This window comes from Ruegeria sp. HKCCA6707 (assembly GCF_013033515.1).
Taxonomy (GTDB): Bacteria; Pseudomonadota; Alphaproteobacteria; order Rhodobacterales; family Rhodobacteraceae; genus Ruegeria.
In genome coordinates this window covers 44,098-59,343 of sequence record NZ_WQEG01000005.1, presented here as the reverse complement: position 1 = coordinate 59,343, position 15,246 = coordinate 44,098, and the positions used below count along the sequence as shown (strand labels likewise).

At 48.8% G+C, this 15,246-nt stretch carries 16 protein-coding genes and 1 pseudogene; 8 read left to right on the top strand and 9 right to left on the bottom strand.

Features of this window, described 5'->3' with window-relative positions; translation table 11 throughout:
• The first annotated feature begins 24 nt into the window (after positions 1-24).
• The 4 genes from GOW40_RS13150 to GOW40_RS13135 are packed head-to-tail and all read left to right on the top strand — an operon-like array spanning position 25 to position 1,420.
• Positions 25-468: a DUF5681 domain-containing protein gene (locus GOW40_RS13150; RefSeq protein WP_171231038.1), complete on the top strand. Its 444-nt coding sequence runs from the start codon at positions 25-27 to the stop codon at positions 466-468.
• A gap of 14 nt (positions 469-482) precedes the next feature.
• A complete protein-coding gene (locus tag GOW40_RS13145; protein WP_217352304.1) occupies positions 483-782 on the top strand; it encodes a hypothetical protein in 300 nt (99 codons plus the stop codon).
• Between the two features lies 1 nt (position 783).
• The gene (locus tag GOW40_RS13140; RefSeq protein ID WP_171231036.1) at positions 784-1,113 is read left to right on the top strand and encodes a hypothetical protein; all 330 of its coding nucleotides are present in this window, start codon (positions 784-786) and stop codon (positions 1,111-1,113) included.
• On the top strand, positions 1,103-1,420 hold the full coding sequence (locus GOW40_RS13135) for a hypothetical protein (RefSeq protein WP_171231035.1): 318 nt from the start codon (positions 1,103-1,105) through the stop codon (positions 1,418-1,420). The genes GOW40_RS13140 and GOW40_RS13135 overlap by 11 nt, the downstream gene beginning before the upstream one ends.
• Before the next feature lie 175 nt (positions 1,421-1,595).
• Here GOW40_RS13135 and GOW40_RS13130 read toward each other — a convergent pair whose 3' ends face one another.
• A complete protein-coding gene (locus tag GOW40_RS13130) occupies positions 1,596-2,948 on the bottom strand; it encodes a hypothetical protein (RefSeq protein WP_171231034.1) in 1,353 nt (450 codons plus the stop codon).
• 526 nt (positions 2,949-3,474) lie between these two features.
• Between GOW40_RS13130 and GOW40_RS13125 the strand changes: the two genes are divergently transcribed.
• On the top strand, positions 3,475-4,899 hold the full coding sequence (locus GOW40_RS13125) for a S1C family serine protease (RefSeq protein ID WP_171231033.1): 1,425 nt from the start codon (positions 3,475-3,477) through the stop codon (positions 4,897-4,899).
• Positions 4,900-4,915: 16 nt separating this feature from the next.
• On the opposite strand, the pseudogene GOW40_RS13120 reads toward GOW40_RS13125, so the two are convergent.
• The 6 genes and pseudogenes from GOW40_RS13120 to GOW40_RS13095 all read right to left on the bottom strand — a co-directional run.
• A pseudogene (locus GOW40_RS13120) lies at positions 4,916-5,062 on the bottom strand (transposase); the annotation flags it as partial.
• Between the two features lie 459 nt (positions 5,063-5,521).
• A complete protein-coding gene (locus GOW40_RS13115; protein WP_171231032.1) occupies positions 5,522-5,704 on the bottom strand; it encodes a hypothetical protein in 183 nt (60 codons plus the stop codon).
• Positions 5,705-6,358: 654 nt separating this feature from the next.
• Positions 6,359-6,757, bottom strand: a complete 399-nt coding sequence (locus tag GOW40_RS13110; protein ID WP_171231031.1) for a hypothetical protein — start codon at positions 6,755-6,757, stop codon at positions 6,359-6,361.
• Between the two features lie 40 nt (positions 6,758-6,797).
• The gene (locus tag GOW40_RS13105; RefSeq protein WP_171231030.1) at positions 6,798-7,853 is read right to left on the bottom strand and encodes an STING domain-containing protein; all 1,056 of its coding nucleotides are present in this window, start codon (positions 7,851-7,853) and stop codon (positions 6,798-6,800) included.
• Between the two features lies 1 nt (position 7,854).
• A complete protein-coding gene (locus tag GOW40_RS13100) occupies positions 7,855-8,259 on the bottom strand; it encodes a hypothetical protein (RefSeq protein ID WP_171231029.1) in 405 nt (134 codons plus the stop codon).
• An 871-nt stretch (positions 8,260-9,130) separates the two neighbouring features.
• On the bottom strand, positions 9,131-9,640 hold the full coding sequence (locus GOW40_RS13095) for a hypothetical protein (RefSeq protein WP_171231028.1): 510 nt from the start codon (positions 9,638-9,640) through the stop codon (positions 9,131-9,133).
• Positions 9,641-9,864: 224 nt separating this feature from the next.
• Between GOW40_RS13095 and GOW40_RS13090 the strand changes: the two genes are divergently transcribed.
• Both GOW40_RS13090 and GOW40_RS13085 read left to right on the top strand, forming a co-directional pair.
• On the top strand, positions 9,865-10,731 hold the full coding sequence (locus GOW40_RS13090; protein WP_171231027.1) for a hypothetical protein: 867 nt from the start codon (positions 9,865-9,867) through the stop codon (positions 10,729-10,731).
• 67 nt (positions 10,732-10,798) lie between these two features.
• Positions 10,799-11,689 (top strand): hypothetical protein, encoded by an 891-nt coding sequence (locus tag GOW40_RS13085; protein WP_171231026.1) that lies wholly within the window; start codon positions 10,799-10,801, stop codon positions 11,687-11,689.
• Between the two features lie 515 nt (positions 11,690-12,204).
• Here the strand turns inward: GOW40_RS13085 and GOW40_RS13080 are convergent.
• Positions 12,205-13,176, bottom strand: a complete 972-nt coding sequence (locus GOW40_RS13080) for a DUF4238 domain-containing protein (protein ID WP_256367857.1) — start codon at positions 13,174-13,176, stop codon at positions 12,205-12,207.
• A gap of 19 nt (positions 13,177-13,195) precedes the next feature.
• The gene (locus tag GOW40_RS13075) at positions 13,196-13,381 is read right to left on the bottom strand and encodes a hypothetical protein (RefSeq protein WP_171231024.1); all 186 of its coding nucleotides are present in this window, start codon (positions 13,379-13,381) and stop codon (positions 13,196-13,198) included.
• 717 nt (positions 13,382-14,098) lie between these two features.
• Here GOW40_RS13075 and GOW40_RS13070 point away from each other — a divergent pair.
• The gene (locus GOW40_RS13070) at positions 14,099-14,875 is read left to right on the top strand and encodes a hypothetical protein (RefSeq protein ID WP_171231023.1); all 777 of its coding nucleotides are present in this window, start codon (positions 14,099-14,101) and stop codon (positions 14,873-14,875) included.
• Positions 14,876-15,246 lie beyond the last annotated feature (371 nt).

Below are 15,246 nucleotides of genomic sequence, written 5' to 3'. Positions count from 1 at the left end.
ACCCAACACAGCGAGGCAAGAGCAATGACGGATGAATCCGAACGAAAAAACGTGGCCAATACGTACACGGACGAGAGCGGTAAATTTGCGCAAGGCAACCCTGGAAAGCCCAGAGGAACCCGGCACAGGGTTACACGGGCCGTCGAGGAACTTCTTGAGGGCCAATCTGAGCAAATCACGCAAAAGGCGGTTCAGATGGCGCTGGAGGGTGACAGCACGGCCCTGCGTCTCTGCCTGGAGCGGATAGCGCCCACCAGAAAGGACGCTCCGATTAGCTTTGAGCTTCCGCCTATCAGCACTGCTGGCGAGGCCTCAAAAGCCTCGCAGGCGGTGCTGAAGGCAGTTTCAGATGGTGAGATTACACCACTGGAGGGTGCGACCGTCATGGGGCTCGTTGAGCAGTACAGGCGGGTGCTGGAAACAACCGAACTGGAACGCCGGATAGCGGCATTGGAGGCAGCAAAATGAGTATTAGGAACAGATTGGCAGCGCTCGAAAGCAGAAAGCTGATGACGGCGGTATCGAAATCAGGCGCAGCGGAACAGCTTACCAAGCAGCTGCAAAATACTGCAGAACGGATGCGTGATACCCCATTGAGTCAGTTGACGGCCAATGTATCCCCCGTTGAGGTTGCAGCCCTTATTCTGGATGGCCGGGTGGATGAGGAAGTAGCTCGTAAGTGCATCGAGCTTTCTAAGCAATCAGTCTCGAACGCAAAACTTTTCCAATGCTTCTTGGATGCCGCAGGGTGCAGCCAAACAAATCTGACGGAGAACAGTTGATATGAGCATCAAACGTCGATTGACGAAACTGGAGGCACGTTCGACGGTCGCAACTGTTCCGCTCATCGTTTTCTATCAGATTCACGACATCAAAGAGGGCACTGAGGAAACTAGTCGAATTATCGAAAAATCCATTGGACTAGCAAGCATCCCAGGGTTCGGTTTCGAGTGGATAGAGCCCCATGACGAGGAGTCCGAAATTGAGTTCAGGAGACGCGTCCATGCCATCAGGGCGGGCGGCAAGCTCACTGAAAATATGAATGCGGAAGAACTGACGGCTGCCTATGCCGTCGCGGATCAGGAACTGAAGGAATGCGGTGATGACGATTAAAAACAGATTGAAAAAACTGGAAACTGCCTCGCACACTTTCCTCCCGCGCAAAATTCTCTTCACTTGCATAGTTCCAGCAAAAGATGGGCGGCAGAGCGGTCCTTCGGTGATTCACCATGCCATCATAGCTGGAACCAATTTAGGTCAAATTATGCGAAGCGAGGGCGAATCCGAGCTCGAGTTCAAGCGCCGTGCCTATGCCGCCAAAACGATTGGCAAGCGCGTCGAAGAAATGACCGACGCAGAGCGAGCAAAAGCCTTTGAAATCGCCGCGCAAGAATTAAGGGACGAAAGCAATGCCAGTTAAGCGCATGTTTTGGGTTCTTGATCGAGACAACGACGGATCACTTCAAAATGGAAGCATCGGGGAGGCGGAACAGGCTGCGCGTTGGTGATTTTTGCTGAGTCCTCAAAAGGGGGTTTGTCCGCAGCGCCAAGAGTCATCAATGGTCGGCCCGTACTGATTTCTGTGGGTTCTAAGCCTAAGCTATGGCTAAAAAAAACGACAATACAACGAGTAAACTCGTTATCGGCCTACTCATAACGCTGCCTAAAACAGGAACTTTAATTAAAGCGGCCCGGCGTACCCATAGGCCAATAACAGAGGTATAAAACAGTATGGAAGCCAAAATAGATGATATGAAAAACGAACTGTAGGGTACATCCGCAGACATAAAATCAACTGCATACTGGAGCCCGACCAACTCCTCGCTAGGCGAGTCCTCTTGAATCAATATTACACTGGAACACTCTTCATGGTCTGTCGACTCGTATATGCATAGCCCACGGCGAGGTGCGGACATTCCGTCTCCGTACCCTAAGAAATACCGTACATCTATGAAGATAAACTCTTTCCACAGTACCTTTAAGAAGAGGTTTTCAAGAAAATCGTATTGAAAGAAAGACGTTTGATAGATTTGCCATGGTGTCCTTTCAATTTGCATCTGTGCTACTGAAAAATAATCCGTCACCTGCTCTGTCGGAACAAATTCAGATCCGATATTTGGGAAGGACTCCAACAACTCATCGCGGGACGGCGTAGAAAATTCGGTTCGCAGTAATTCAGCGTCGTGGCCATTTAGCAGAATGCCTTTAACAAAATCGCGACCTATGCCGCTTGGCAAGGCTGCCACCGTGATATGGAAAGTGTGCCAAGTTCCATCAAAGAGACGAATACTGCTTGCAGCAGTTGCTGAACGACCGGTGTAGTCAATCATTTCACTTGAGGTCACTGCAACCTCAAAGTTGTCAGCTTCCGAATTCAAACTCGACACTGCGGGCAATAGCGCAAGAATAACTACCAGCGGCATAGTCAATGTGAATATCTTAACTGAAGCCACAAGGTCACAGAAGGCAAGAATGAAGCACTTGAATCTGTGCAGCAAAAGGACCCTTTGTTTCGGCACCGCTTCTTCAAACTTCTGTTTAGCAGTCATGAAGGAAACAACTACTGAAGTTTGATAATATGATAATGAGTCTATTAGGCAATTCCCGACTAACAGCAGAACGAAGAGCAAAGGAAAATCCATAAATTTATACAACAATGCTGAAATTTCATCAGGCGTTTCCGAGTAGAAAATTGATTGCAAGACGATAACTGAGAGCGAAAAGATCAATGAAACTTGGACGGAACGAATTAGGTAGGAGGTGACGCTATTCTCCGAAAGCAGAAATTTCTTAAATATCTCATTCTCAGCAGCTCTTAGCGTTGCCGCGAGAGTTGCTCTTTTTGTTCCGATAGAATTGTCAATCGCCGCCAGCTTCGAGTCGACAAAAGTTCCCAACAAAACAGCGCCGGCGAACAAACTGGAAAACTTCAAAAAAAATTCAGTCATTTTTCTTAAACACGTGCTTCCCCTACCTTCGAGTGTTACGCAAACTTTTGGCTAGTGTCCATGTGTAGCACCGCTAGGATGGGACGATCCTGGCACGCTACTAGAACCTCGCATCAATTGACTATACGTGCTATGCTGCCGACAAGCGCTGAGACGGATCTTTCCAAGATAGCGAACGGCCCCACGGAGTCAGGGTGTTTTACGGCCATACAGGACCAGATGGGCAAGTTGTTGGTAGCTGATGGTTAATTGACCTTCGAGACTTCTGACTGGCGCTGATCAGGCACGGGACTACTGAGGCGAATGCAGCGAAACTTGTGATGTGCGACAAGCGAAACGCTGAAGGAACATGCTTCAAATGGTTCTTCCTTAGGTCGATTACTAAAGAACCGCCCTTCGTTGTGGCGCGGGGCTCAAGCAATGCTTGATCTTTCATGCGATTCAGAAATCAATCGTTGCCCTCTTAGAAATACCCTTTCTAACATGTAGACTATTGCAAAAATCGTTCGGACTGCTGAGTTGTTTGATGAAAGTACTGCGTAAGCTGATTGTAGTTATTACTCTTGCCGGCGTGTTTTTTCCTTCAATTGCACGTTCGCAAGACTTTGAAGCGTTGCTACAAGGGTTTGACGCGGCCAATCTTAGCTACGAAGACAGGCGATTTCTGCAGACTGCACTTGCATTTGAGGGTTATTATCATGGCCTGTTAGATGGGGCGTGGGGCGAGATCAGTAATCGAGCGCTTGACGACTATTCTCGAGAAGTGTTCGATTCAGCGCCCGAAGACTGGCACATGGCGTTTCTGGCTTGGACCCTATTCGAGCGCATGTCCCAAGACGGTTGGGATATCCAGTACTTTGAGAGCTTGGGGTTATCTTTCCTATGGCCGGTAGATACCATTGATCGCGAAACTGATTCCGACTACTTTTTGAATTACCGTCACACAAACAGCAGCTTTTCCATTTCCGTGGGCATTCACTCGGTTGAAACCGCCCAACGTCTTCATGACTATACCGTCCAATCTCATCAGTTGGTCAGCAATCCCTACACAGTTAGGAAAAAAGACCTCGCCGTCTCCTCAGCAACAAAAAAAGATGGCTCTTCGCTTTATACCAGGTCGGATTTCGTAAATGGGAGTTGGTCAACCGTTATGCTGTCTGCGAGCAAACTGGACGGCCACGTTCTTGGAGCTGTGGCCTCTAGCATTTCAAAAGGTCGGGCCGATCCACTAGATATTTCTAACAACGGCAAACTTGATAGAGTTATTCAGCAACTTGTCGCTGCCCTCGAAGAAGCGGATGAACCAACTATTGAAAACCCGGAGGCTTCAGGCACCAGCACTAAAGCAAGTGCTGGAAGTGGCTTTATTGTTTCGCAAGCAGGACATGTTCTTACGAACCAGCATGTCGTATACGGCTGTAAAGAAGTGTTCGTTGATAATAGGCCAGCAATTGTGGTCGCTTCGTCTGAAGACTACGACCTAGCGCTACTAAAATACGACGCACCAGTTGATAAGGGTGTCGCAGTGTTTTCGGCAAGTCCTGCGAGATTGAATTCGGATGTCACCGCAGTTGGTTACCCGTATGCTGGCCTCCTCGGCGGTCTCAATGTCACTCGCGGATCTGTTTCTTCTTTGAAGGGTGTGGGAGGCGACTTTAGCACCATGCAAATTACTAGTCCGATTCAAAGCGGAAACTCAGGTGGTCCGTTGCTTGCATCGGACGGTGAGGTCGTCGGCGTGGTCGTCTCAAAATTGAACGAACAATTAGTGGCCGACGCTCTAGGAGACACACCACAGAATGTAAATTTTGCTGTTCGAGGAGAAATTGCAAAACTATTCTTAGCACAGAATGCTATCATCCCCATTCTTAGCCTAGACGATAAAAAATTAGAACCAGAAGAAGTTGCGGATCTAGCCGCCGGCTTTACAACATTCGTAGAATGCCGTTAACCGTTAGGCTCGAGACTCATAGGCAATAGATGACCAAAGCAGCGAGAGCGATTGCCGAGAGGAAGGCGTTGGGGCTCCGGTCTTACCACATCGCCATACAGCGCCGGTTCTTCAATCTGCCAAACATGATCTCGATCCGATTGCGGCGTTTGTAGCGAAGCTTAGGCACTATTTGAGTCGCCAGACTCTATCCTGCGCAAAGTAGTTAATCGATAACAAGCCATTTCGTAACAGCCACCATTCCGTTTACAAAACTTGAACAGTAGCGCTGCATGATTCCACTGTTGCCGGATTGCACTCCAATCAAGCGCAAATATTGCCCTTTCAGAAGCTTTTACTTTGGATTTGGTCGCAGGGTGCTACTGCCAGTATCAAGTACTGTTTACGAGTTCTATGTTTCGAGTAACTCAATTTGGAGTTCGACGTTTTGAGAGTGAAGGCGCAGGTTTGTGTGAGAGTGGCCTACATCTGAAAGTCGAAATTTCCGCAAATAACCCCATGCCGATCCATTCCCCATTTTCGGCGTGGGGTTTCTTTTGGGCCACTGAGGCCTTGCGAGAAAATCTGTTTGGGTCGCGGTGTTATGATGTAGCTGATTGTAGAAAAGCGGAAATTTGGTGGTCTAGTCGGTTGAGGTAAATTGCCCAAGTAACTTGTCATCTTCTTTCGCTTGTGTCGTTTGACTTGCCAAAGTGTTCCAAGAACTGAATACCAACTGTCGAATTGCCGCAGCCGTTCCAAGCAAGCCATCCGCCTTCAGCTTTAGCTCCACCTCGTTTGCTCGACGAAGAAATTCATGATCCATTCGGGAAATCCTAATCGGGTCTCGTAGTTAGAATTTGCACCCAATGGTTAACAAAAAGTAAATGCCCCTTCCTTCCTCATTCTCGCAACTCGTCTTCTTTGCGTCTGAGGACTTTGACTACGGATCCGGTAGCTCGGCTCCTGTTTTTCTCTGGCCACGACCAACAGAGCTCAGCTTTCTCCTGCAAGGAATTTCTAAGGTCTTTAAGACGCGGATCGTTATGAGCCTTCTTCAACGGAGCAAATCTGCGAGCAATCTCCGATTCAATCGAGTCACAGCAAAGATGCCTATAGGTCCGGTTAACCGTATCTGTGTTAGAATGACCCAATTGTTTCGCAACTACTACAAGCGGCGTCCCTGCCTGGACCAATTGGCTAGCATACGGAACTCGTTGGTTGCTGTTAGTGCGGCTATGAATGCATCGAGGTTTTTCCCCGAAAGAGCGCTCAGCTCAGAGCTCCGTTGGTAAAGAAAAGGGCGCACTTAAATCAAGCGCGCGCCAGTTGACAGGGAGGCGACCTGACTGGCAACAAGTTCAATGCTATAGTCTGCGCTGATGCAGACCGGTTGCCGGAGCACGTGCGCATCGACGGCTATTTCTCATATTTGAGGATAGACAGTCTCAATTGTCGCGAAATCGCGAGTCGTTGGATATCAGACAGACACAACCAAACACCACTGGCTGCGAAGCTTATCGATGCCAACGTGTTTAGGAACCAAACTCAGCCTATTTAGTGCGTGCGTTAGAACTCTGACCAAAGGTTCGGATGCCGCCAAGGCCCGTTGTCTATCCGAATCCGCAGACCCAATTGAAGTCAGAACTATTTTCTCGCCCAGTGAGCTTGATCCAGTAATTGAAAGAAACTCTGCGACATGTTTGGAAGCCGTATGTTCGTCGACAGACCCAAGGGCAAAGTCCGACAGAACATTTGGTTCATTCTTAAGGCGTCTTAGAAAGAAGAATTTGTCCGCTTCAATTGACGCCTGCCAGGAGAACTCGTCTTCACGCAATCCGAGCCCGCTTTTGCCGTAACTCCAGCCAAATTCACTCATCGAAAGTCTCCTGTTTTTCGATGTTCAGCAATGACATTTGCTAGAAGCCATCAGGTCTATCAAATGGAACATCGTTCATCAAAGCGACATCGTCGTGCCAATATCCCGTCAGTTCGCTGAGCCAAACAAAATGCAGTTGCTTAGTGGGAAACCTAATCGACCGTCGATGGTCGCGAATGGAGTCCCAGATTGCAGACACGAATTTTCTTGCCAGACGGTCCGTAAGCGCGTCTCTATCGACGCTGGAAAAGTAGGCACTGTCAGCAATTTTCTTGTACTTTGAGCTCAAAGTGACAGTCAAAATAATGGTTGGTATGTCGTAGAAGAACTCGGCTTTTTCATTGCTGTGTCTACTAACCCCAAGAGCGCGTTCCATTGAATTCAACGCCTGCGGAAAAATGGTATATTTGCTCGGTAGCTTGTCGTCCTTTACGCGGTTTATGTCCGCGTCTGTAACCTCGAACGTGTCGGGCACAACAATTTTGAAGTCTAGGTCTTTGAATTCCTCAGGTGGTCTGGCTTCCAGTATGAAGCCGAGGTAATTCCGATAGTAGCTTTCTGCCAGTCCACGCATGAACTCCGCGTCGGCTGGAAAAGCTCCGTAGTATTCGGAGATTATTGTTTCTCCTGAAATAGAGCTCTCGTTCAGAAAAAGCGATAGTGATCTATCTAAACTATCTACGCGACCAGTTTCCAAATCAGCTGCATCTATCTCAGAATATAGGCTGGCTTCGTCGGCCTCAGCCATAAGACTGAATTTGAAATAGTGACTTATCTGTAGGGCGGTCTCGCGGTCGCTTTCGTCCTGCCCGAACTGTAGGTAAATGCATGGTGTTCCAAGTGTGTGCGCAAAAGCAACTTCATAGACAACATTCGGATTAAAGCCCGTCATGTCGGCAATAATGAGGTCGCAGGTATCAATTTGACCGAAGATCCAATCGTTGAATCTGTCTGTGGTGGGGTTGTCGATTGGTGTGACCACATCAACTTCGTGCTCTCCTTGAGCTCTACTGACGAACCTCTCAACATATAGCTTGATTGCTCGGTAGCGCTCTGGTTCATGAGGGCCGACGACGAAGATTTTCAATGGGCGCATGTCACTTTTCCAAGAAAAAAATAAAGAAAACCACTAAGAGAATTAGACCTCCGTAGATGAACACGAGAATACCAGAAAACAAAGTGTTGGCGATTGATACGTTTCCTTGGGCTTGCCGAGCATTCATGGAGAAATCGATTTCACCTTCGGGGAGAAGCCTTACGATGTCATATAATCCACGAAACTCTCGCTCCAGTTTAAGGTAATATGCATCCACTACCCAGAATAGTACGATTGGAACAAGCACCAATGTGTATGTCGGTGGTTCCTCAAGTCTGGAAAGCACCGCCAAAAGTGCACTTGTAAGCGTCACACACCAACCTCTGGCAAGGAAGGAGTTTTGCGCCATTCGGGAGATTGAAGCCATGATGAAGTCTAGGTGCTTGTTTCTGTTCTCGTGGCTCACCGCATTCACTCCAAAACCAATCTGACAATCCTTGCAAATGTGCTGCACAACGAACAAAGCTGGCAGTCATTGCCAAAACTCATTTGGATCATTGTTCTACAACGGTTGAATATGCGTCAAGATACCCGCATCAATTCTCGATACGGGCCAAGCTACCCACCGGAGCCGAGACGGAACTTTCCAAGATAGTGAACGACCATTGAGACTGGATGTTCTACGGCCACGCGGGGCCAGATGGGCGGTCGGTAACAAATTGGTGGTTGATTGACCTGCGGGCCTTCAGAGCAGCGCAAATAGAGGTCACGTCAGCCAATAGCCACAAACAAAGATTCACCGGCAAATTTACCAATCTAGCCCTCCTGCGAACCCTGAAACAAATGCTCCACCGATGTTGCTGAATATTCTCAACTCAAAATAGAAAATTGTCATCATTGGAACACCGATGGCGTACCACATCAGCAGTTCCCACTTGTCGGCAATGTGTTCTGGGAGGGACCGTAGTGCCTTGCTTTGAATAACTTCCGTGACTGTTAAGCCTCCTGCAAAGAAATTCAGAAAAAGAATAGCGTAGCACAAAAGCAAGGATATCTTTGATGTGATCCAGTAGCCATCCGTCCAGACCTCGTCGAGTTTTGTACCCCAGAAGAATTTTCAAAACGTAATATTTTTTGGCCCGTCAAAATCATACCGGGTCAGGTCGTCGAGCGTCTGACTAATTGCGTAAAGCACAAATGCCGCAAAAAACACTGCGAGCCTTCCCGTATACCAGTTCAGGCCCTTCTGAATTGAACTGCCAATTCCCTGCAACTTTCACCTACCTTTTCATCCCTTAGCTGCTGCCTAATTTCTTAACTGCGCGTGCAGCACAGAGTCACATTGGGATGGTCGTGTTCTGGAGAGCGATTATCGCCGCAAGGGCGACCAGTAAAGGCACAAGCAATTCCCAGACCGCGCGTAACAAGACAGTTCCTTTCCAAGCCCTTCCTCTTAAAAGCAACCTGTCTTGGAAACGGTCATTCGCTGCGTCTTTCACCATGTTGAAGTCTCCTTTGAAAGCCCGGTAGGCGATCAGGAGGCGTTGGGTGTCTGCTGCGACGTACACCAAAAAGGTCACCGCCATATAGACCACAATCAGCACGGCAACCAAATACAAGTACTTCTGGTTCGTGACCGTCAGTTCAACACCCAGCGCACTGATTTCTTTTGGTACAATTCCTCCCAATGCAAAGAACATAGACACAGCACAAAAGGTGAGAAGGTTCCGGCGAGCCTTGCGGGTTTCTTCACTCAATGGGTCCTGAAGGATGGTTAGAGTCCGCTCCTGGAGCTTAGCAATCAGCGGGTTTATTTCTGCGTTGGGATGTCTGTCTTCTCGGGGCATAATCAAATTTCCAGGTATTAAACAAAGACAAGCGTAACACTTATCGGATTAAGCTAGCAAAACCTGCTTGTTCCAAAATCTAGCGACTTTTCGGAATCTAGGTTGTCGTCTTGCGCCGCGAAGGACGCAATGAACGGACAGTCAGGTGTCGGAAAAAATCCTTAGAAGAACCAACGAAAGGCATGTATTGTCGTTCCATTGATTGATGAATATTGGAGATTTCTATGAGGTTCTTAGCAGCATTTTTGATGCTTTTCCCTTTTACATCTGCCTACGCCCAAGACTTTTCAGTTGGCACGCTAAACACCGAATCCGCCTCAGATACCCAGCCATTCATGGTGAGCCGCACAATACGCGGCGTCGGGAAGGTTGATGTGTGGGCATTGCAAGAGGTGGCTGGCATTAGCGCAGTGGAAGAATACACAGTTGCGGCGGGAGCGGTCGGGCGCAGAAGCAGTTACCGCGCCATCGTGAGCGAAAGCGGTACGATTTCTCAGCAGCACCGCAGAGATGACCAACTGGCTATCGTCTACAATTCATCCCGGTTCAGGCAGGTCGAAAACGTTGAACTCCATGGCATAAGGTCCAAGCCTGGAGCGATAGGTGGACGGTTGGGTGAGCCAGACTGGAACCTTCGCGGAGCATTGTTCATACGATTGCAGGACAAAGACACTGGTGTCGAGTTCTACGTTGGAAATGTTCATTTGAAATGCTGCGGTGACGGTAAGAATACCCGCGCACATCAAGCAGAAATCATCAAAGCATGGATCGAAAGGTCCGATGTGCAGGTGATATTGACCGGTGATTTCAACATTCCGGTACAACCATCCAGCGCCGATGGAAATCAGGACTCCGACGCGTTCAAAACCCTTGAAAGCGTGATGACGTGGGAGCGACCGCAAAACCCAATAAAAACGCAATGCAGTGACGATTTCGACTCCATGCTGGATCACTTCTTCTTAAAGGAAGGTCCAAACATAAATACAATCGATGTCACGATATACGAAACCGAAAGCGCGTATTGCGATGCTGAAAAGGTTGGAGGGCCAGACCATAGACCGGTTGTGGCGAAGTTCTCTATACAGCCATAAAACTGAGATGCCCGGGCCTATCAATAATTTGCACTCGAAGCAGCCCAGTACTTGGAGCAAATGAGACATGGCAACTTTCTTTGAGGGTTTTGCTGACGAGTTTTTCTTTGCCGTGGCTTCTATTGTCTCAATCCTAGTATTTCTCGATTGGTTGTTGGGGGAAGAAAAACGTGCAGCCATTCGGGAATGGGTAGGTTCTGCTTGGCTACACTTAGGAGAGGCACGTTATGGAGAAATATTCTTGGAGGACATTCAGTATGTTCGCAGTCTTGCACTTCTTGTTTTCGGTACGCCTGCTTTCTCCATGAACCGATTGCTACGCGTAACAGCTTTCATACTGATTGTATTAATCTGTCTGTTGGCTTTTTTCTTCTTTTGGCTTCCAAGAGAACTTTCTTACTCTGAAGTTTGCTGGGATCAGATTCTCAGCAATAGTGCTGCGCCTTGCCCACCTGTCAAAGTCGATGTTAATTTTACTGATATCCTTCGGCCTGTGCTTCTCTCAATCCCGACCTGGATTATTTCGCTTTTCTTTTCAGTGTCTTTCACAATTTTCTGTATGAAAAGGCTTTACTCTCCTGGGTCCAGTCTTAAGAAGATGTTTTTCTTTCTTTTGGACATACTCCTTTCCATGGCGCTGGTTCTATCGCAGTGGATTTTCTATTTGATCAATCACACATATTTCATAGATTTTGGAGATGCCAACCCAGACAAAGCTGTTAGAGAGCTGCTTGGATACGTTTCGCTCGTATTAATTTGTCTCCCGACTGCAACGTATTTGGCATACCTTATTATCAGGTTCATTCTGAAGCTTGGCAAACCACTAGTGTTCCCGCCCGTAATGCTCATCTTGCTGCGTTTCCATCAATCCAAGAAAGGTGTTTTAACCAATCTGGCTATCTTCCTTGGTGGGTTTGCCAAACTCGGACAACAATTTGCTAAGACTATCATATACTGAACAGGTTGTGCGTTTCTCAACGAGCGTTGCAATACCCGGGGACGAATGAAGACGTAGGTCTGTGTGAGAGTGGCCTACGTCTGAAAGTCGAAAACCCCGCAAATAGCCCCATGCCGATCCATCCTCCATTTTCGGCGTGGGGTTTCTTTTGCGCCATCGCCGCCTTGCGAGAAAATCTGTTTGGGTCGCGGTAGTATGATGAAGCTGATTGTAGAAATGCGGAAATTTGGTGGTCTAGCCAGTTGAGGTAACTTGTCCACATAACGCGTCATCTTCTTTCGCTTGTGTAGTTTGGCTTTCCAACGTGTTCCCAGAACTGAATACCAACTGTCGAATTGACGCAGCCGTTCCAAGCAAGCCATCCGCCTTCAGCCTTAGCTCCACCTCGTTTGCTCGACGAAGAAATTCATGATCCATTTGGGAAATCCTAATCGGGTGTCGTAGTTAGAATTTGCACACAATGGTTAACAAAAAATAAATGCCCCTTGGCGAGAGGTCGGGAAACACGACCCTCACTAAAGCTTACGTTTCACATTGATTACAGGTGAATCGCCAGCAGCAACAATCTTGGGCGGTTTTTCTCGCTCCAACCACTTTTTGCAGAGCTTTGTTATGCCGTAGTCTTTTTCCGAGGCATACACGAAGCGTTCGGCCTGAGCCGCTCTAATGCCGTTCAATTCTCGAGCCAACGCCTTTGGTATCTCGGCGACCCCCTCTTTTTCTTCTCCCCGCCATGTCATTTCAATGAGCCGATTTGGTGTAAGCGGGAATTGGACCTTTACTGTTCTGTTGGCGAAAGCGCCGTCACCATGCACCGGATGGTGAGTGGTTGGATCGGAAATTCTTGTGACCGGGCTGTCCGATGTAATCAGATGTTGCTCCCCGCTGTGCCCAACAGCCCACTTCATGTTCAAGAAGATATTTGCAAGCTGTTCCAAGCCCGTCAGCATCGGTAGTCCAGCTGAGCGCAGGACGTTCATTGAAAAGTTGTTCGGGTCTCTCACAAACTCCCTCATCTTTTCACGTTCTTCGGGGGAAATCTTCTTGCCGGTATCCTTTTCGAAACTGTCGATGGATCGGTCATGAGTTTCTTTATCTGCGGCGATGGACTGAGCTGTGTGATGCGCCAACGAGGCCATCAATTCAGCACCCGCCCGGATGGCAGAAGGTGAGCGCAAATATTGGGCAGCTAGAAACACGCCAATGTGCTCGCGCTGTTCACCGACCAATACCTCGCCTGCACAGAGATTGTCCCAAAGTGGCGCTGCGTTACTTTCGATTTGTGCCAGAAGTTTTTCAGCCTCATCGAACCTTTCACCTTCTGCGCCGATTGGGCTGTAAAAGTTTGTTTCGACGGCTGTTGCCTCAGGTCTATCCCCGCGCGGTTTGTCTCCACCTGAGTAGGTCCAAACCATCCCATCTGCGTCGCAAAACTTGCTCAGATAGAATCGCGGGACAATGTGCTGTTTCTTAGTTCGGGAGGACATTTCGGGCACTACAGATCCGCTAACCTAATGGCCTCAGCTTGTTGGCCCAGCTTTCATCATATTCCTGAAACACGTCTGACCTTTTATCGTGCAAGGCCATCAAAGCACAGGCAGCCCACATAGCGGCGTTTCGCTCTTCATCGGATTCCCTCATTGAGTATGCGTTCAGGGCAGCCGTGCCGGGTGTTGCTGGTTCGTGTTTCATGCGGATTTGCTATTTGAATAACACAATTCTTTCAATCCGCAGTGGAAGAATCCACGTAATTGCTACACGGCCTGTGTAGCAGAAGTAGCAGATGTAGCAGGGGGTCAGGTTCAAATCTAAGTTTTTCACACCAACGGCAAAATCAATCGGCTCAAGTTGAGCCAATTGAAGCCGGGCGCGGAGCAGTGGAACCATCAGTTCCGCTGGTGGTGGTAGGCCGGGTGAAAACAAGGGCTTTGGAGCAACGGGTTACTGGTGGGCCATCTGTTCCCACCAGCCTGCCTGATGCGGTCGGAGTGGGATCAAATTCAAAGGTCCGAGCACCTAGCTAAAAGAAAAGAACTTTGGGAGGCTCGGGGCAGTGGGCCAACTATTCCCACTGGTGGAACCGCCAGTTCCACCTGCCTGCCTGATACGGGCGAAACTGGATCAACTTCAGAGGTCCGAGCATCCGGCGAAGCGCAAAGAGCTTTGTGAGATCCGTAAGAAAAGTGGAACTGTCGGTTCCACTTTATCCGGGCAACGGCAACAAGCAGATTGCAGTCGAAACCACGAACGCTCTTCGCAGTTTTGAGGGGCGCGGTCGAATAGTGTTGCAGGCTGCAACATAAGCAGGCTGAAAAAGATAGCGGGATTAGAAGGCCCAAGCCCCCGATATTGGTTTTTTGTCCAATTGCCCACTGGCGCTCGGTAGAGACATAGAGCATTGATGCTGGCATGAAATTGAAGCGCGCATTAGAGCTAGTTCCCAGCTTGGGTAACGAAGTAGTTCCGCAAGGCATCGTTGATGAAGGTCGAATCTTTGCTCTCGGCTCATTCAGCAGCGCTAAACTGAACCTCGCTCGCGTGGTGGACGTACTGCAAGGACTCAAGGATCAGGTTTTGCAGCCGTTCGGATTACATCCCTGGGCGTTCGTGCTGGACTACTCCCCCTCAGAAGCGCAAGGTGAAAGCAAGCCGCTTACGATTTTGGAAGTCGTCAGACCTCAACCTGATGCCAGTGTTTTGGTCAATCAGTTTGTACTGAAGCAAGGCCGTGCTCCCTTCATGGCCGAACTAGTGTTCCACCATACCGAAACGGGTATGTATACAAAGGTCTCAAAATCGTTAATGAGAGATGGCGAAACAGGGAAATCAGCGGCAATACCGTATTACCCGCTCGCTGTAGCCATCCTAAACACGCGGGGCTGCCAGGTAGATTTGAAACGCGCGCCAAGCGTGACGAATAAAAGGCGTAAGCGACTCGGCAAGGCTCCCATCCCTGCGCACTACAATACTGATGCAAGTGAGTATTTAACTGCCCTCAGTTCCACAAAAGAAAGCGTGGATCGCGGTGGCACACGCGCCAGCCCCCGGCCTCACTTGAGACGTGCCCACGAGCGGATTCTCTACGACGGCAAGCGCTCGATAATACCACCGGCACTGGTCAACGTACGTAGTGAAGGGGCTATACCATTCGTTCAGCGCCGAAAGGCGTACCAAAGAGTTGAGTGAAGTGACTGCTGATGAAGAAAGAAAAAGGGCGCGCTCTAACCAAACGCGCCCTAGTTGACAGGGAAGACAGTGAAAAACCTTGCGCTCGTAACACAACATGAGCGCTAACTCTTTAACTGAACCCAATGTTGCTGATTCTGTCGTGTGCGTCAGTGAAGCGCGTCACACACAATACCCAGGCAATCCGATACCGGGATATCGTGAACGCCGTTTTTATGACGGGAAATATCGGGCTTAATTTTCAGCAGCCGGTAAAGGCGAGCGGATATCACCTTTTGCACCTCATGAAATTTTGCGAGGCCTTAAAAGACTGGATAGCCGAAATGGAATAGCACCCAGCCAGGGGAAACGAGCTTTGGGCGACTCGTTCA

Bases quoted from the DNA above. Each gene is read 5' to 3' on its own strand.
- GOW40_RS13150 (WP_171231038.1), top strand. From the start codon at position 25: ATGACGGATGAATCCGAACGAAAAAACGTGGCCAATACGTACACGGAC.
- GOW40_RS13140 (WP_171231036.1), top strand. From the start codon at position 784: ATGAGCATCAAACGTCGATTGACGAAACTGGAGGCACGTTCGACGGTC.
- GOW40_RS13135 (WP_171231035.1), top strand. From the start codon at position 1,103: ATGACGATTAAAAACAGATTGAAAAAACTGGAAACTGCCTCGCACACT.
- GOW40_RS13130 (WP_171231034.1), bottom strand. From the start codon at position 2,948: ATGACTGAATTTTTTTTGAAGTTTTCCAGTTTGTTCGCCGGCGCTGTT.
- GOW40_RS13125 (WP_171231033.1), top strand. From the start codon at position 3,475: ATGAAAGTACTGCGTAAGCTGATTGTAGTTATTACTCTTGCCGGCGTG.
- GOW40_RS13115 (WP_171231032.1), bottom strand. From the start codon at position 5,704: ATGGATCATGAATTTCTTCGTCGAGCAAACGAGGTGGAGCTAAAGCTG.
- GOW40_RS13110 (WP_171231031.1), bottom strand. From the start codon at position 6,757: ATGAGTGAATTTGGCTGGAGTTACGGCAAAAGCGGGCTCGGATTGCGT.
- GOW40_RS13105 (WP_171231030.1), bottom strand. From the start codon at position 7,853: ATGCGCCCATTGAAAATCTTCGTCGTCGGCCCTCATGAACCAGAGCGC.
- GOW40_RS13095 (WP_171231028.1), bottom strand. From the start codon at position 9,640: ATGCCCCGAGAAGACAGACATCCCAACGCAGAAATAAACCCGCTGATT.
- GOW40_RS13090 (WP_171231027.1), top strand. From the start codon at position 9,865: ATGAGGTTCTTAGCAGCATTTTTGATGCTTTTCCCTTTTACATCTGCC.
- GOW40_RS13085 (WP_171231026.1), top strand. From the start codon at position 10,799: ATGGCAACTTTCTTTGAGGGTTTTGCTGACGAGTTTTTCTTTGCCGTG.
- GOW40_RS13080 (WP_256367857.1), bottom strand. From the start codon at position 13,176: ATGTCCTCCCGAACTAAGAAACAGCACATTGTCCCGCGATTCTATCTG.
- GOW40_RS13075 (WP_171231024.1), bottom strand. From the start codon at position 13,381: ATGAAACACGAACCAGCAACACCCGGCACGGCTGCCCTGAACGCATAC.
- GOW40_RS13070 (WP_171231023.1), top strand. From the start codon at position 14,099: ATGAAATTGAAGCGCGCATTAGAGCTAGTTCCCAGCTTGGGTAACGAA.